This window comes from Paenibacillus cellulosilyticus (assembly GCF_003182255.1).
Lineage (GTDB): Bacteria > Bacillota > Bacilli > Paenibacillales > Paenibacillaceae > Paenibacillus_T > Paenibacillus_T cellulosilyticus.
In genome coordinates, this window is record NZ_QGTQ01000002.1 from 558,237 (window position 1) to 573,047 (window position 14,811).

The 14,811-nt window shown below is 55.0% G+C and carries 12 protein-coding genes; 3 read left to right on the forward strand and 9 right to left on the reverse strand.

Features of this window, described 5'->3' with window-relative positions:
* Positions 1-12: 12 nt before the first annotated feature.
* From DFQ01_RS05035 to DFQ01_RS05075, 9 genes are all read right to left on the reverse strand, one after another.
* The gene (locus DFQ01_RS05035; protein ID WP_245946530.1) at positions 13-630 is read right to left on the reverse strand and encodes an acyltransferase; all 618 of its coding nucleotides are present in this window, start codon (positions 628-630) and stop codon (positions 13-15) included.
* Complete coding sequence (locus DFQ01_RS05040; protein WP_110042769.1) at positions 620-1,930, reverse strand: hypothetical protein; 1,311 nt, start codon at positions 1,928-1,930, stop codon at positions 620-622. The genes DFQ01_RS05035 and DFQ01_RS05040 overlap by 11 nt, the downstream gene beginning before the upstream one ends.
* Complete coding sequence (locus DFQ01_RS05045) at positions 1,920-3,050, reverse strand: glycosyltransferase family 1 protein (protein ID WP_110042770.1); 1,131 nt, start codon at positions 3,048-3,050, stop codon at positions 1,920-1,922. The genes DFQ01_RS05040 and DFQ01_RS05045 overlap by 11 nt, the downstream gene beginning before the upstream one ends.
* Positions 3,047-4,441: a polysaccharide pyruvyl transferase family protein gene (locus DFQ01_RS05050; RefSeq protein ID WP_110042771.1), complete on the reverse strand. Its 1,395-nt coding sequence runs from the start codon at positions 4,439-4,441 to the stop codon at positions 3,047-3,049. The genes DFQ01_RS05045 and DFQ01_RS05050 overlap by 4 nt, the downstream gene beginning before the upstream one ends.
* 67 nt (positions 4,442-4,508) lie before the next feature.
* Positions 4,509-5,867 carry a flippase gene (locus DFQ01_RS05055; RefSeq protein WP_110042772.1) on the reverse strand — a complete coding sequence of 453 codons (1,359 nt, stop codon included), beginning with the start codon at positions 5,865-5,867 and terminating at the stop codon, positions 4,509-4,511.
* Positions 5,864-7,693 carry a polysaccharide biosynthesis protein gene (locus DFQ01_RS05060; protein ID WP_110042773.1) on the reverse strand — a complete coding sequence of 610 codons (1,830 nt, stop codon included), beginning with the start codon at positions 7,691-7,693 and terminating at the stop codon, positions 5,864-5,866. The genes DFQ01_RS05055 and DFQ01_RS05060 overlap by 4 nt, the downstream gene beginning before the upstream one ends.
* 148 nt (positions 7,694-7,841) lie before the next feature.
* A complete protein-coding gene (locus tag DFQ01_RS05065; protein ID WP_110042774.1) occupies positions 7,842-8,525 on the reverse strand; it encodes a CpsD/CapB family tyrosine-protein kinase in 684 nt (227 codons plus the stop codon).
* Positions 8,515-9,276, reverse strand: coding sequence for a YveK family protein (locus DFQ01_RS05070; protein WP_110042775.1), 762 nt, complete (start codon positions 9,274-9,276; stop codon positions 8,515-8,517). Before DFQ01_RS05070 ends, DFQ01_RS05065 begins: the two co-directional genes overlap by 11 nt.
* A gap of 779 nt (positions 9,277-10,055) precedes the next feature.
* Positions 10,056-11,366, reverse strand: coding sequence for a homocysteine synthase (locus DFQ01_RS05075; protein ID WP_110042776.1), 1,311 nt, complete (start codon positions 11,364-11,366; stop codon positions 10,056-10,058).
* A gap of 298 nt (positions 11,367-11,664) precedes the next feature.
* Here DFQ01_RS05075 and DFQ01_RS05080 point away from each other — a divergent pair, with 298 nt between their 5' ends.
* The 3 genes from DFQ01_RS05080 to DFQ01_RS05090 form a co-directional block, all read left to right on the forward strand.
* The gene (locus DFQ01_RS05080) at positions 11,665-12,555 is read left to right on the forward strand and encodes a helix-turn-helix domain-containing protein (RefSeq protein WP_174812545.1); all 891 of its coding nucleotides are present in this window, start codon (positions 11,665-11,667) and stop codon (positions 12,553-12,555) included.
* Between the two features lie 211 nt (positions 12,556-12,766).
* Entirely contained in the window at positions 12,767-14,014 is a 1,248-nt protein-coding gene (locus tag DFQ01_RS05085; RefSeq protein WP_245946545.1) for a glycoside hydrolase family 27 protein, read from the forward strand.
* 246 nt (positions 14,015-14,260) lie between these two features.
* Positions 14,261-14,811 (forward strand): IS110 family transposase (locus tag DFQ01_RS05090; RefSeq protein ID WP_146216836.1); only part of this gene is annotated, 551 nt, incomplete at its 3' end.

Consider the following 14,811-nt stretch of genomic DNA (forward strand, 5'->3'; position numbering starts at 1 on the left):
ATTACTCACTACTCACTCCGCAGCTGCAGCCGCGACAGGATGTACCTGCTCCGCGCGGCTGATTGTCTTCACTACCCGTGCAGGAACACCCGCTGCCAGCGTGCCTGCCGGAACCGATTTGGTGACGACTGCGCCCGCAGCGACGATGGATCGGCTGCCGATGCTTGCCCCGGCCAGAATACGGCAGCCGCAGCCAATCCAGACGTCGCGACCGATTGATATCGCAGCGCCCGTCACGGGATTATCTCGAATCGTCAACGATTCGTCGCTCCATGTATGCTGGAACGAGACGATCGAGCTTTGATGCGCGATCGATACCTCGTCCTCAATCGTTAAGCCTCCATAGGCATCCACGTAGCATTGCTTATGGATGCTCACGTTGGACCCGATCGACATTCGCTCGGGATACCGAAGCTCAACCGCTCGGCCGATCAAGACGTTGTCTCCGCACCGATGAGCCAATTTGCGGAGCAGGCAGTACCGCAGCGCTGTGCCGGGCAAATCAGGCAGCAGGTCGCTGAGCGTCCACATCCATTTCTGAAGCGGCCTCGGAACGAGACCCAGCAGCTTTTCTACGAATCGGAGCACGGGACGGAATCGACTGAAAGCCTCTCTCCCTCTACCTTTCAATGGCTGCACCTCCTTCGTGTTCAGTCCCGCCTTTTGGCGGCAGCAGCCGATCGAAGAGGATCGCGTTCGATGATTTTGACAGAATCTTCAGACGTTTCAAGATGGACAAGCCTCCGCTCCAGGCTAATGTGTACGCGCATATCGTATAGATGAGCGGGATAACCGGCAGTTTCTTCCGCACCATGTTGTCGCCGATCGTCCCAAGACCGTATTCCAGCGATCGTCCCGTGACCGTTACGTACCCGACCAGCACAAGCGCACAGGCATAAGTGAACATGAGGACGAACGCAATCGTATAGAACGGCCGTGTCTCCTTGCGCCGAGCGAACTGATAGACTGAAGCGATAAGCACAATCGTCATAAGCAGCGCCTCGGCTGTCCGCAGCATCAGCTCTGGCTCCCAATTGCTGAGATTGATAGGGTTCGGACTTATAAAAAGAAAGATCGTAAGCATCCCTGCATTGATTATTCCGAGCGGGCCGATCTGCAGCACGATAATCGCACAAGCCACAGCCATGACGCCAATGGCAGCTATTAGACGACGCGAGTACAGCCAATAAAAACATAGCGTATACACGATCGCATAATCTCGCAGCCCGGTCGCATAAGCGATAATGACGATGAAGAGCAGCCATTTGCGGCGAAGCATCAGGCTAGCACCATACAACCCGAGCAGAACGCAGGTCACGTCCTTCGCGAACAACGAAGACATGTACATGAGTGACGGACTTGCCAGCAGTGTGAAAATAAGCGTCCGGTCGAACGTCTCCTTGCCCCCCTCTGGAAGCTGGTAGGCGAAATAACGATCGTTCAGCTGGTACGCGCTGTTCACAGTCAGCATGAGCAGAACGGTGTTCAACCATATGATTGCGAGCGGATCTTCAAGCTGCAGCCATTTGTAGAACGGCATATACAGCAGCCCGAACACGGGATAAGCCGAAATGTTCATCCACTGTGTCTGAAAATGCTCCATCGCGTACGGCAGAAACTGCGACAGCCGCTCGAATCCCGTTACCTGCTCGTAATAGTGAATTTCATCCGGCCCCGCCAGCGGGTCCGTCGTAATCGCATAGCTCAGCTTGCCGACGAGCATGATGATGAATCCCGTCATCAGCGCCAGCGGCGCATGGGGCCATCGAAACAAAGCGAACATCGGCAGCAGCAGCGCGAAGAACGCAACGAGCGCCATCCGAACATCCCATTCGAACAGCCACCGTCCCGTAATCGGCAAAACGATGATGTAGACGAGCAGCAGCATTTGCCTGACTGTTGAGCGGGACGCCGCATAATCAACCTTCATACATTCGCTCCAACTCCGCCGTCGCGACGCGAATGTCATAGCCATGCTGCCCGAGCGCGAATTCCCGTTCATTCCAAGTCGGAACACCTTCATGCATGCCTACTAGGCCGTCCATGGCTTCCGCCCATCGCTGCGGCGATTCATCCGTTCCGAGCTTTTGCAGCATTCCGAGCGACAGATCCGCTTCCTTCGGCACACTGCTAGAGACAAGGCACGGAACGCCTGCGGCTTGCGCCTCAATCAGCACGATGCCAAGACCTTCGTACAGCGAAGGCAGGACGAACGCATCCAGCGTGCCAAGCAGCTCCGGGATATCGCTGCGCAGACCGAGAAACCGTACGCGCTCCTCTAGCCCGAGCGCCTTAGCCTTGCGCTCCATCTCCGGACGAAGCGGGCCATCCCCTGCCAGCAGCAGTCTTGCATTCGGACGGATGAGAACGAATTGAGCGAACGCATCCAGCAGCAGTGCATGGTTCTTCTGCGGACTGAATCGTCCGATATGCCCGATCAAGCAATCATCTTGCTCTGCGCCGAATCGGCTGCGGAGCAGCGTTCGGTCAATCGGGAGCGCTGCGAACGGAGACAGCGGAATCGCATTTGGAAATACGTCAACGCGTCCGTCATGCCAGCATTGCCGTCCAAACAACGATTCGCACGCGTCTCTGGAGCAGCCCAGCATGCGAGTCGCGTTGCGGCGCATGAGTACCCGCATATACATGCGATAAATTCGACGCTGCAGCGATGTCTGCTTGCTGTCGTTCGTATTGTGGCTGTGACCGATGCGGACTGGAATGCCCAGCCCTTTCGCCAGCTTGAGGATGTAGCCGCTGAACCCGAATACATGGCTGTGAATCGCATCGTAAGACCCATTGCGCCTTACGTTCTCCTCGAAGGTACGGCGGAATGCGGCAAGTCCTTGGCTCGGCGGCGGCTGAACGAACAGCTTGCCGCCGAGTTCACGAATTTCATCGTCATAGAACGCTGGCTCCGAGGATTGCACCGCAAAATGGAATTCGTACTGACGTCGATCGATATGCCGATACACATTCATCAGCAGCGACTCGATGCCGCCGGGATGCATTTTGCCTACGACATGCAGCACTTTGCGTTTATTACTCATGGCAGTATGCTCCCGATATGCTCGAACAGCTCCCGCTTCTTCCGTTCCAAGACAGGAGGGAACGCGTCCGGCAGCTGCCCATCGAGGGCGATCTTACCAAACGTTCTTTCGGCAGGAATTCGGAAGTCGATCAGCTGCTCCGCCAAATTCAGCTCGGCAAAAATATGTTCCAGCTTCCGGTCCCAGATAATGCCGTGCGTCGGCTTGCCCAGCGAGATCGCCGGGATGCACGCATGCAGCCGCTGCGCGATCACCACATCGCAGTCTGCAATGCTGTCCATCAGCTGCGCAACGGTTGCGGGATAATGGATCACCGTCGTATGCGGCACGTCTGTGCACCTGGGCTTGACGTACTGCTCCACGAACGCATTGTCGGATGCCGCTCCATTCGTGAACAGCCGCACCTCGCAGCCTCGCGCTGCCAGCGTCTCGGCGGCACTTTGCCACCAAGCGGCACAAGCCTCCCGCTCCCATCGATAGGGACAGTGGCGGTTCATCTCATTAGGGTCCATAATGCCGAGCCCGACGATAGGGCGCCTGCCCGAGCCACTCTTAGGCCAGGTATTCGCATTCGCAGGCTTCACCGTATGTGCTGCGGAACGTCCAGCTATATGTCCCATCGCCTGCGGCAGGCCCACTGCCGGCAGACCAAACGTCTCCGGCGTATAGAGTGCGGGGTCGGCCAGCGCTACTGTCTTCGCGGATAGCGATGCATCCATGCCCAGCAGGAAGCTGCGCGAATCCTCGTCGCGCACCGCAATCGTCGTTGCATATCGGCATGCGCCAAGCAGCCAGCGTGTTGCCTGGCGACTCCAAGGCCCACGCGCTCCGACGAGCAGCAGATGCAGCGGCTTGCGCTGACGCTTGGCCTCAGCCGCGATGCGGCGCACCGCAAGCGGGAATGTCCAGTACGTATCGATGAGCAGATGGCCGCCGCCGATGAATACCGCATCCGCTTGCGCTACCGCCTTCCGCAGCGGCTCATTCAGCTTGGCATTGCGGCGTCTGTCGAGCCAATATGCCTTCCAACGCCTTAACGTATCCGGTGTCATCCGCTTGGATGTCCCTGACCCGTTCAGTTGTATCCGGACATCCGATTGGGAAACAGCTAGTTGAGGCCGTCCCACGGCCGCCTCTTCTCTTGTCTTCTTCGGCAGCTGTCCCGCCGTCGAAGGCGAAGATAAGGTTTCCGCGCCAGCCGCCACCGGCAGCCGCGCCGAATCCGCTGCGGCCAGATGGCTCTCTTCAGCCTCCCAATGTCCATGCAGCAGATCGAAATGAATGACGCGATGGGCTCCCCGCATCGCGATCAGCCGGTTCAACGTCAAGGCGATTAGCCCGTCCCCCAAATTCGGCGATTGCGGAACGCCCGCAAGCAACACGGTTTTCATTGCTGTCGCACCTCTCCTCTGTCTGTATTAATGCCTGCGGTTCACATGACCGCTCGACGCATTGTAGTTAGTCCTTCCTGCTCCGCACCGGCCAAGCCATCGTCTGGATTCCGAGCTGCCGCTTGACGATCACGACCATTGCCGTGTTCCACATTGCCACAGACAATGAGGCTGCAATCGCTCCGCCGACCATTCCCATTGTCGGGATAAGCGCTGCGTTAAGCAGCGCATTGACGATCGCTGCGGCAATCAACACCTTCGTAAGCGAGGATGTACGTCCTGTCATCGTCGCCACTGTGCCGTTCTGCCCGCAGAACGAGCTGTACAATTGGCCTGCAGCTAGAATGAGCAGCGGCACATAAGCATCGTGGAACGCCGGGCCGAAAAAGCCGAGCACCCATCTTCCACCAATGGCAAGGCCTGCGAAAACGACTGCCGCGAACAAAAATCCTGCGCGGCCAGACGTTTCGCATACCCGCTGCAGCCCCTTCATATCGCCCCGGGCATACGTCTCGGATACGAGCGGCGACGCTGTCATGTTAATGGCTGTAAACATGAACGACACGAGCGATGCCAAACGGACTGCCGCAGAGAAAATACCCGTTGATGTCTCATCGATCATTACGCCCATCATGAGCACATTCAGCTGTCCAAGCACAAGGTACATCCCCGCATTGATCATGAGCGACGTCGAAATTCGAAGCCACCCTTTCGTCTCATAGCGCGGCGCGAGACCCGACGTATGCGGCAGTAGACGCTTACGAAGGACAACCGCTCCGATCACATAAGAGAGGATGACGGATACGGCGAATGACAACATCGCTGTTCCAGCGTCAGCCTTCCATCCAAGTGATGCAGCGGCGGCAAGCGAGCCGATTGTTAGAATCGGGCGAATGATTTTCTCCGGCATCTGCGCAAACAGCACATCCTTGAGTGCTTGCAGCGCGCTTTGCCGAAGCGTCGCCAGCGTCAGCAGCGGCACGGTCGCGAAGCCTGCTGCATAGGTCACCGTACGCTCGGACATTTCACCTCCCGATTGTACGAGGACGACAGCGATTCCAATAACAGCCGCCGCGGATGAAAGCGCTAGTCCGAACTGATTGCCTCGGCGGAGCAGCCCGGTAAGCAGCGCCCACTCCCCTTTCGCCCGATAAGCCGCCGCCATGCGCACGATCGTCGTATCGAAGCCGAGCTTGGCTGGGAATACAACGAATGTCGTAATCGTCGTAACGAAAGCGAACAAGCCGTATCCCTCCGCTCCCAACATACGTGCCAGCGCGACCTGCATGAGCATGGACAGCCCCATTCCCGCGGAATTGATCAGGAAGCTGATGCTGCCTCCGCGGGCAAGACGCTTGCGCATCGAGTTCGTCCCATCGGCACGAGGCAAGTTCGCCGCTTGCGCCTGCTGCGCTTCCGCACTCATGAGACGTTGGAATACGTCGGCACGAGATGCTTCAGTACCGCGCGGATTGCTTCAGGCTCATGGGCGATAACCTGTTCCAGCTTGCGAATCTCGAATTCAAGCTCCGTTCGATTCAACTGAACCGGCTTCCCGATGAAGATCCGGTCATGCATCGTGGACGTAAGTCCTTCCTCGCTTGTCAGCAGCTCTTCATACAGCTTCTCGCCTTCTCTTATGCCAGAGAAACGGATATCGATATCGACATTCGGCTCGTAACCGGATAGGCGGATCAAGTCGACGGCAAGATCGTAGATTTTGACCGGCTTGCCCATATCGAGAATGAACACTTCCCCGCCTTTGGCGAAAGCGCCGGCTTGAATGACCAGCTGTACAGCTTCTGGTATCGTCATAAAATATCGCACCATCTCCGGGTGCGTTACCGTAACAGGTCCCCCTTTGGCGATCTGATCCTTGAACCGCGGAATGACACTGCCTCGGCTGCCAAGTACGTTGCCGAACCGAACCGCGACGAACTTCGTCTTGCTGTGCTTGTCCAAGCTTTGAATAAACATCTCTGCGATTCGCTTCGTCGTTCCCATGACACTTGTCGGGTTAACCGCCTTATCGGTCGAGATCAGCACGAAGCGTTCTGCGCCATAGATGTCCGCGCACTCGGATACGTTCTTCGTGCCCAGCACATTGTTCTTGATTGCCTCCGCCGGATTGCGTTCCATCAGCGGTACATGCTTGTGAGCCGCCGCATGGAAGATAACCTCGGGCCGATAGGCCTGGAACACTTCCTCAATCCGCTCGCGATCTTGTACGTCCGCAATGACCGTTTCAATCGGCAGCGACGGGAACAGCGCCCTCATTTCCATCTCGATCGAGTAGATGCTGTTCTCGCCATGGCCAAGAAGCAGCAGCCGATCCGGCGCGAACGGTGCAATCTGTCGGCACAGCTCGGAGCCGATGGAGCCGCCAGCACCGGTCACGAGTACAACCTTGCTGCTCACATAACCTGCGATATGCTCCAGGTCGGTCCTGATTGGATCACGTCCCAGCAAGTCTTCCACCTGTACGTCACGGACCCGAAAGGCACCGCTGCGGTTATCGATCATTTCCTGCAAATCAGGCACGATCTTCAGCTTCGCCTTCGTCTTCTTGCAAATATGGACGATTTCAGAAATTTGGGTCTTCGATACGGATGGCATTGCGATAATAATGTCGTCGATATGGCGCGATTCACTTACACATGGAATGTCTCGTCTGCCACCAAACACGGGCAGGCCGAGCACATGCATCCCTTGCTTGTAGGGATCGTCGTCTATGAAGCCAACAGGCGTCATAAGCATGCCGTCATTTTGCAGCATATCGCGAGCGATCAGCGTTCCGCAGTTGCCCGCTCCGATAATGAGCGTCTTGCGGCCATTGGCTGGCTTGCGCGCACCAAACTTGTGGCAGAATGCCCGCCATGCAAGGCGAGGCCCCGCAGCCACCGCGACCATGCCAAGCGCATGGTGCGTAAGCAGCAGCACCGGAAGCGCCCGACCTTCCGCCAGCGAAAAAAGTACGTAAGGCACAGCTGCTGCAGCGACTGCTGCTTTAATCAGCGATACCGCTTCCTCGATGCCGGCATATTGCCAAATGCGCCGGTGCAGCCGAAGCCCTACCATGCACCAGCCGCCTATCAGCGCTGAGACCGCCGCGTAGAGGAGCCACTGCCAATCGCCTGCCTTCCACACCGTCATCCCGGTGCTGGCCATCAGCTTCTGCGCACCATACAGGCTAAGCAGTACAGCTGCCAAGTCCCAGGCCACGAACAATTTCATCCGAAGAGTCCCGAACATCATGTCCCTCCTAAACTTTTGTGGGAATATGCAATCCAAATTGGATTGCATGAAGCAAAAGTAGCATCGAAAGCATCAACTAAACTTTTGTGAGTATACGAAATCCGAATTGAATTGCTGAGAACAAAAGCAGCAGCAAAGCCGCCGCTTACTTTTGCTCGCTATATTCGTAGTAAGAATACCCTTCCTTCGGAGGTGTTCCGTTTAACGCCACACCAACGATTCTTGCTTTTACGAGCAGCAGCGCTTCTCGTGCCTTCACCGCTTCTCGACGTTTCGCCCCTCGGGCGTTGACGACGAGAAGTACGCCGTCACACCGCGTCGCCATAATTTGCGCATCGCTGACAGCGAGTACTGGCGGCGTATCAATCAGCACCACATCATAGTGCTCTCGCAGCTGCTCCAGCAATCGATCCATCCGCGACGCATCCAGCAGCTCGGACGGATTCGGCGGTACCGGACCTGACGTCAGCACATGCACGTTTTTGATACGGGTCGATTGGACCGCTTCTGCCCATTCCGCCTGACCGGATAATACCTGAGACAGACCGCTGCGGTTTGACACCGAAAACGTCTGATGAACGGTTGGCTTGCGCATATCACAATCGAGCAGCAGCACACGCTGTTCTGCTTGTGCATAAACCGTGGCCAAATTGACCGCGGTCGTCGATTTGCCCTCTTTTGCGCCAGCCGAAGTGATCATGAGCACCTTCAGCGCTTTCTCGGACTCTGAATATTTCAAGTTCGTGCGCAGCTTGCGGTACGCTTCCGATATCGGCGACATCGGATTCGTGTCGGCAATGATGGATCGCATTTTGGAATTAGGAGACACGCGCTACACCTGCCTTTGTATCTTTCTCCTGCGGCGGCTGACTCCGCTGCTTCGGCGTTATGTCCCCTTGCTTCATGTACGGCACGGATACGAGCGCTGGGAGCATCAAGTAATGCTGCACATCATCTTCCGTCCGGATGGAATCATCGAAGTAATCGAGCAGCAGCACCAGACCAATACCGAGCAGCACCGAAACGACTGCCCCGATTGCCATATTGAGCGCAATATCCGGCTTAACTGGAGATGGCATTTTGTCCGCGTCAGCCATGTCCAGCAGGTACACGTTGTCGACCTTCATGATTTTCGGGATTTGCAATTGGAACACTTGGGATACACTGTTGACGATCTTTGCCGCCCGCTTGTAGTCCGTGTCTTGATAATAAAGCGTGACAACCTGCGTGCCATTCACCGAGCTGAATCGGATTCCCTTCATCAGCTGCTCGGGGGACACGTCAATATCAGGGTGCTTCTCGACAACCAGGCTCATAATGGACGGCGTTTTAATAATTTCTTTGTACGTGTTAATCAAGCTAAGATTCGTATTGATCATGTTCAAATCAAGCTGGAACCCCCCGGCCTTTGCGACCGGCGAATTAACAATGAGCTTCGTATACGCCTGATAGACCGGCTTCGTGAACCACGTACTGTATGCTCCTATGGCCGCCGTCCCTATCACCCCTATGACGAGCACGATCCACAGTTTTTTCCGAATGAGCGATACGATCAATTTCAGATCAAGTTCTTTGGTCAATCGACATTAACCTCCATCCTTTTCCATCAAGCTGCTTCATTCGATTCGACTCGATTATGTCACAACCCGTTACGGGCGAATGAGGGGACAAGGTAATATTTTCAATTAGGCATGCAAAATCAATTTATCCAACGATGGACTGCGCTTTATTTCCTAATCTTGACACATTCGATTCTAGAAATAGCATACAAAATAAACTTACCGTCTATCATTTATGCTATTATTTGTAAATAAAAATCATTTTTGCGTGAATGCAAATACGTTTGCGTTGTCCGACCTTGGAAACATTTTTTACAAAACCCCCACAAATTCCAGGAATGCCATAGCAGCACGGACTTTCGCCCGTCTAAATTGCCACGCAACGACGCAATCACAGTTGCGTGACCGCAAAGAGGGAACCACAGCTCGGGGGACTTGCGATGCACGATGGTGAGCTCTCTAGGCCATACGCCTCCTTGCCCTCCAGTGGCACCTAAATAAAGAAGCACCATCCGTACTGCGCTTTCCGTCACACATGCCACAAGTACCCGGCTTTCTCCTCATGCAGTCCTACAATCCGTCCCACACCATTACCTAAGTAGACCTATTCACTCCACAACAAGCTGCGATACATATGCTTCAGCAACCATAAATCTCAGCCTTCTGCTACAATTTCGCCACATCCTGCCATGAAAACGCCGCTCTCTCGCCTCAAAAGGTGCACCTAACGAAAAAAACGGCTCCCGCACATGGCGGAAGCCGGTATCTTTTATTCCATATATTATTCAATCACGCCGCAATTAGGTCGGTTGTCCCGCCGGCAACACGGCCGCGCTGATCGCTTGACCGAGGTCGTCGAGAATATCCTCAATCGCTTCCGTTCCGATCGACAGACGAATCAATCCTGGCGACACGCCAGCTGCCAGCTGTTCTTGTTCGGATAGCTGCTGATGTGTCGTGCTCGCCGGGTGGATAATGAGCGACTTGGAGTCGCCGACATTCGCCAGATGCGAGAACAGCTGAACGGCATTGATCAGACGGCGTCCCGCTTCGAGCCCACCACGAATACCGAATGTTAAAATCGCGCCTTGACCGCGTGGCAGGTATTTGGTCGCGAGCGCATGCGATGGATGGCTCTCAAGACCAGCATAGCTAACCCACTCGACGGACTCGTTCGCCTCGAGGAACTTAGCAACCGCCAGTGCGTTGGAGCTATGGCGCTCCATGCGCAGATGCAGCGTCTCGAGACCTTGCAGCAGCAAGAACGAGTTGAACGGCGACAGCGAAGCGCCGAGATCGCGGAGCAGCTGGACGCGCGCTTTAATGATGAAAGCAATCGGTCCGACTGCTTCCGTATATACGACGCCATGGTAGCTTGGATCCGGCTCCGTCAGGCCTGGGAACTTGTCGCTCGCGGACCAGTCGAATTTGCCGCTGTCGACGATAACGCCGCCAATCGAAGTACCGTGGCCGCCGATGAATTTCGTTGCGGAATGAACGACGATATCTGCGCCGAATTCAATCGGGCGAAGCAGGTACGGGCTCGGGAACGTATTATCCACGATGAGCGGAAGACCATTCTCGTGCGCAATCGCTGCAACAGCTTCAATATCGAGCACGTCGCCCTTCGGATTACCGATCGTTTCTGCGAAGACTGCTTTCGTCTTCGGCGTAATCGCCGCACGGAAGTTCTCCGGATCGGACGCATCCACGAATTTCACGGTGATGCCAAGCTTCTTCAGTGTGATAGCGAATAGATTATAAGTTCCGCCGTACAGGGTGGAAGAGGAGACGATCTCGTCGCCCGCGCCAGCAATATTGAAGATCGAGTAGCTGATTGCGGCTTGACCGGATGCCACAGCAAGCGCTGCTGCGCCGCCTTCGAGCGCTGCGATTCTTTTCTCGAATACGTCACTCGTCGGGTTCATGATCCGTGTATAGATGTTGCCGAATTCCTTCAAACCGAACAGATTTGCGGCATGCTCCGTATCGCGGAAGCCATAGGATGTTGTCTGATAGATTGGAACAGCCCGCGACAGCGTTGTCGGATCGATCTCTTGGCCGGCGTGTACCGCTTGTGTTTCGGGACGCCATTGTTTCTCATTGGACATGGTCATGAAAACCTCCTAATGGGTTGTGTACAGCTTGTTGACGGTATACAAAAAAAACGAAATCGCAGTGCGCCTCCTTAGGCTTTCTTCGATCTCGTTTCCAGTGCATCCGGTCAACGGGTTATATCCAATTCCATAGAACATACAAAATGGCACAAGGCCTTCCTTCATTGTCATAGACAACCATTCCGCTGTCAAGATGAATACCGATTGTTCTTATCGATTTCACAGGCTATTCTATTGTTAGTCCAATCTAAACGTGCGCCTAATCCATAAATTCCGATAGGAGGTTATGCTTTTGACAACAGCTGCTATCCGATACGGTACGTACGGCTATCGCTTCGCTGAGCAGCAGGTCGGTCCGTTGTTCCGTCCGTTTGCCGTCGGCTTCGATCGCGTTAGCGATATGAACTACGATTGGGACGGCCTGAAGCGTGTCGACGGCCCACTCTATCTGCTCCAATACACCGTTTCCGGCCGCGGTGCCATCCGAATCGGAGATACGACACACATACTCGAAGCGGGACAAGCCTTTCTCGTCGACATTCCCGGCGATCACCGCTATTATCTGCCAGAGGGAAGCGAGTACTGGGAGTTTTATTTTGCCTTGTTCCGCCAACAGCATGCGGAAGGTCTGTGGGCCGATATTATAAGGAAGCTTGGCAGCGTTCCCTCACTTCCTGTCGATAGTCCTACAGTCCGCACCCTTCGCAGCTTGTACACCGACGCCCAGCAGAATCGGCTGCAGGACGCCTATCAAGCATCCGCGGCTGTCTACCAATTGCTGATGGATCTGCTGCGCTCCGCCAGTGCCGATCATCAAGCCCGGGACAACTGGCCGGACGCTGTTCGCCGCGCAGCCGAGCTGATCGAACAAGATTGCGTCGCCTTCAGCAATCTCGACGAGATTGCCGCAGCGACAGGCGCGTCTAAGTTCCATCTGTCACGCGCCTTCACCCGCTATGTCGGCATGCCGCCAATGACCTACGTCACGAAGCTGCGAATGGAACGTGCAGCAGAGCTGCTGCGCGGCTCAACCTACCATTCATCTACGATTGCGGAGCAGCTGGGTTATTCCAGCGCCAGCTACTTCACGAAAGTATTTCACCAGTGGGTAGGCTGTACGCCGGGCGAGTTCCGCGAAGGGCGGGCAACCGCATCGATCGACCGGCTGAACATCTATACGTAAAGGCATGCCCGATCATCCAGCATATGCGCAAGATTTTACAACCCATTCGCAAGATGTTGGGATAGGCAAGCTCCTTTCTTTGCAATATGATAGGGATAATAGCATGTTACGCAGTTAAGAACAGCTGCTCCTCATGCAGCAAGAAACTATCAGAAGAGAGGTTACTACATTGACGAACCATAAGCATCATAATTATGCAGAGCTTCCGCCAATGGGCTGGAACAGCTGGGACTGCTACGGCGCAGCCGTAAATGAAGACGACGTGCGCGGCAACGCTGACTATATGGCAGCAAACCTGAAGCAATTCGGCTGGGATACGATCGTAGTCGATATCCAATGGTCGGAGCCAGGCGCGAATTCCTCCCACTATCGCAAATATGTACCGCTTGAAATGGACGAGTATTCCCGCCTCATGCCAGCGGTGAACCGTTTCCCATCCGCTGCGAACGGCCAAGGCTTCAAGCCGCTGGCGGATTATGTACACGGTCTGGGCCTGAAATTCGGCATTCACATTATGCGAGGCATTCCACGCCAAGCTGCACATGCAGATACGGCATTGCTCGGCACGACGGCAACGGCGCGTCAAATCGCGCATCCGAACTCGATTTGTCCTTGGAACACGGATATGTACGGTCTCGACGTGAACGTAGAAGGCGCGCAAGCGTATTATGACTCGCTGTTCCAGCTGTATGCTTCGTGGGGCGTTGACTACATTAAAGTCGATGACATCGCTGATTCCCGTCTGTACGGCATCCATATGGATGAGATCAAAATGATTCGCAAATCGATCGACAAATGCGGTCGCCCGATGGTGCTCAGCCTGTCCCCAGGACCAGCGCCAGTCGATCGCGCGCAAGAGCTGATCGAGAACGCGAACATGTGGCGTATCACGGACGACTTCTGGGACATCTGGCATCTGCTGCTCGACATGTTCGACCGCTGCGAGCGTTGGGCACCCCATGTTGGTCCCGGCCACTGGCCGGACTGCGACATGCTGCCGCTCGGCCACATCGGCATCCGTTCCGTTGATGGCGGCGGCGCTGACCGTATGACGCGCTTCACGCGCGACGAGCAGCGTACGATGATGTCGCTCTGGTCGATCTTCCGCTCCCCGCTCATGTTTGGCGGCGAGCTGCGCGATAACGACGACTGGACGAACTCGCTCTTGACGAACGAGGAAGTGATCCGCGTTCTGCGCGAAGGCTCCAATGCACGTCTTATCAGCCGTGAAGACGGCCGTGTTGTATGGGCTTCCGATGCAGCCGACGGCTCCCTCAACGTTGCACTGTTCAACGTTGGTGAAGAGAAGCAAGCTGTATCGGCTGAATGGTCCGCACTCGGCTTTGCGCAAGCAGGTTCGGTTCGCGACCTGTGGGAGCGCCAAGACCTCGGCTCGCTGGACAAGCTCGCATTCGAGCTTGCACCACACGCTTCGATTCTCCTGAACGTGAAAGCTTAATTACTATAATGAATAAGGCACCAGGCATGCGCTTGCTAGCGCGATTGCCTGGTGCCTTTTTGCCAAATTCAGTTGGCCTAGCACGCAAACGGTTGCCACAACGCTTATCCAGCCTTGAATGGACCATCCTCGGTTGTAAACATTCCTGTAGAGTCTAAGAATTGAGCTTGGACAAAAAAAGGAGCGCCTCGTATGATGGGGGTTGAACGGATCAATGTCCTAATACCCATCAGGAGGCGCTTAATAATGAAGTTTACTCGAAACGACGCAACTAATCAACGGATTGAACGAATTACCAATCATCACATCATCGTAGGGATCGACATTGCAAAAGATGTACACGCTGCACAAATCACAGATTTTCGCGGCCGCACGCTAACTTCACGTCACCTTTCTTTTACGAACACGAAAGAGGGCTTCGAGAAGCTATTCCATTGGTTTCGAGAAGCGAGTGCTAAACATAACAAAAGTTCATTCCTCGTTGGCATGGAGCCAACCGGCCACTACTGGCATAATCTTGCGGATTGGCTGCTAGAGCAGGGCATTGAAGTCGTGTTAGTCAATCCGGTTACCACGCATCGTAACAAGGAAAACCGTGACAACAGCCCCTCTAAAAATGACCCGAAGGATGCACTTGTCATTGCTGACGTGGTCAGCCGTGGCTACTACACGGATTACTCGCCGCAACAGCCTGTGTTTCAATGCATAAAAGCCATGATGAGTACCCGTGAATACTGGTCCGGACAGTCTACCAGTCTGGGTAATCGTATCGTGCGCTGGATCGACCTGTACTTCCC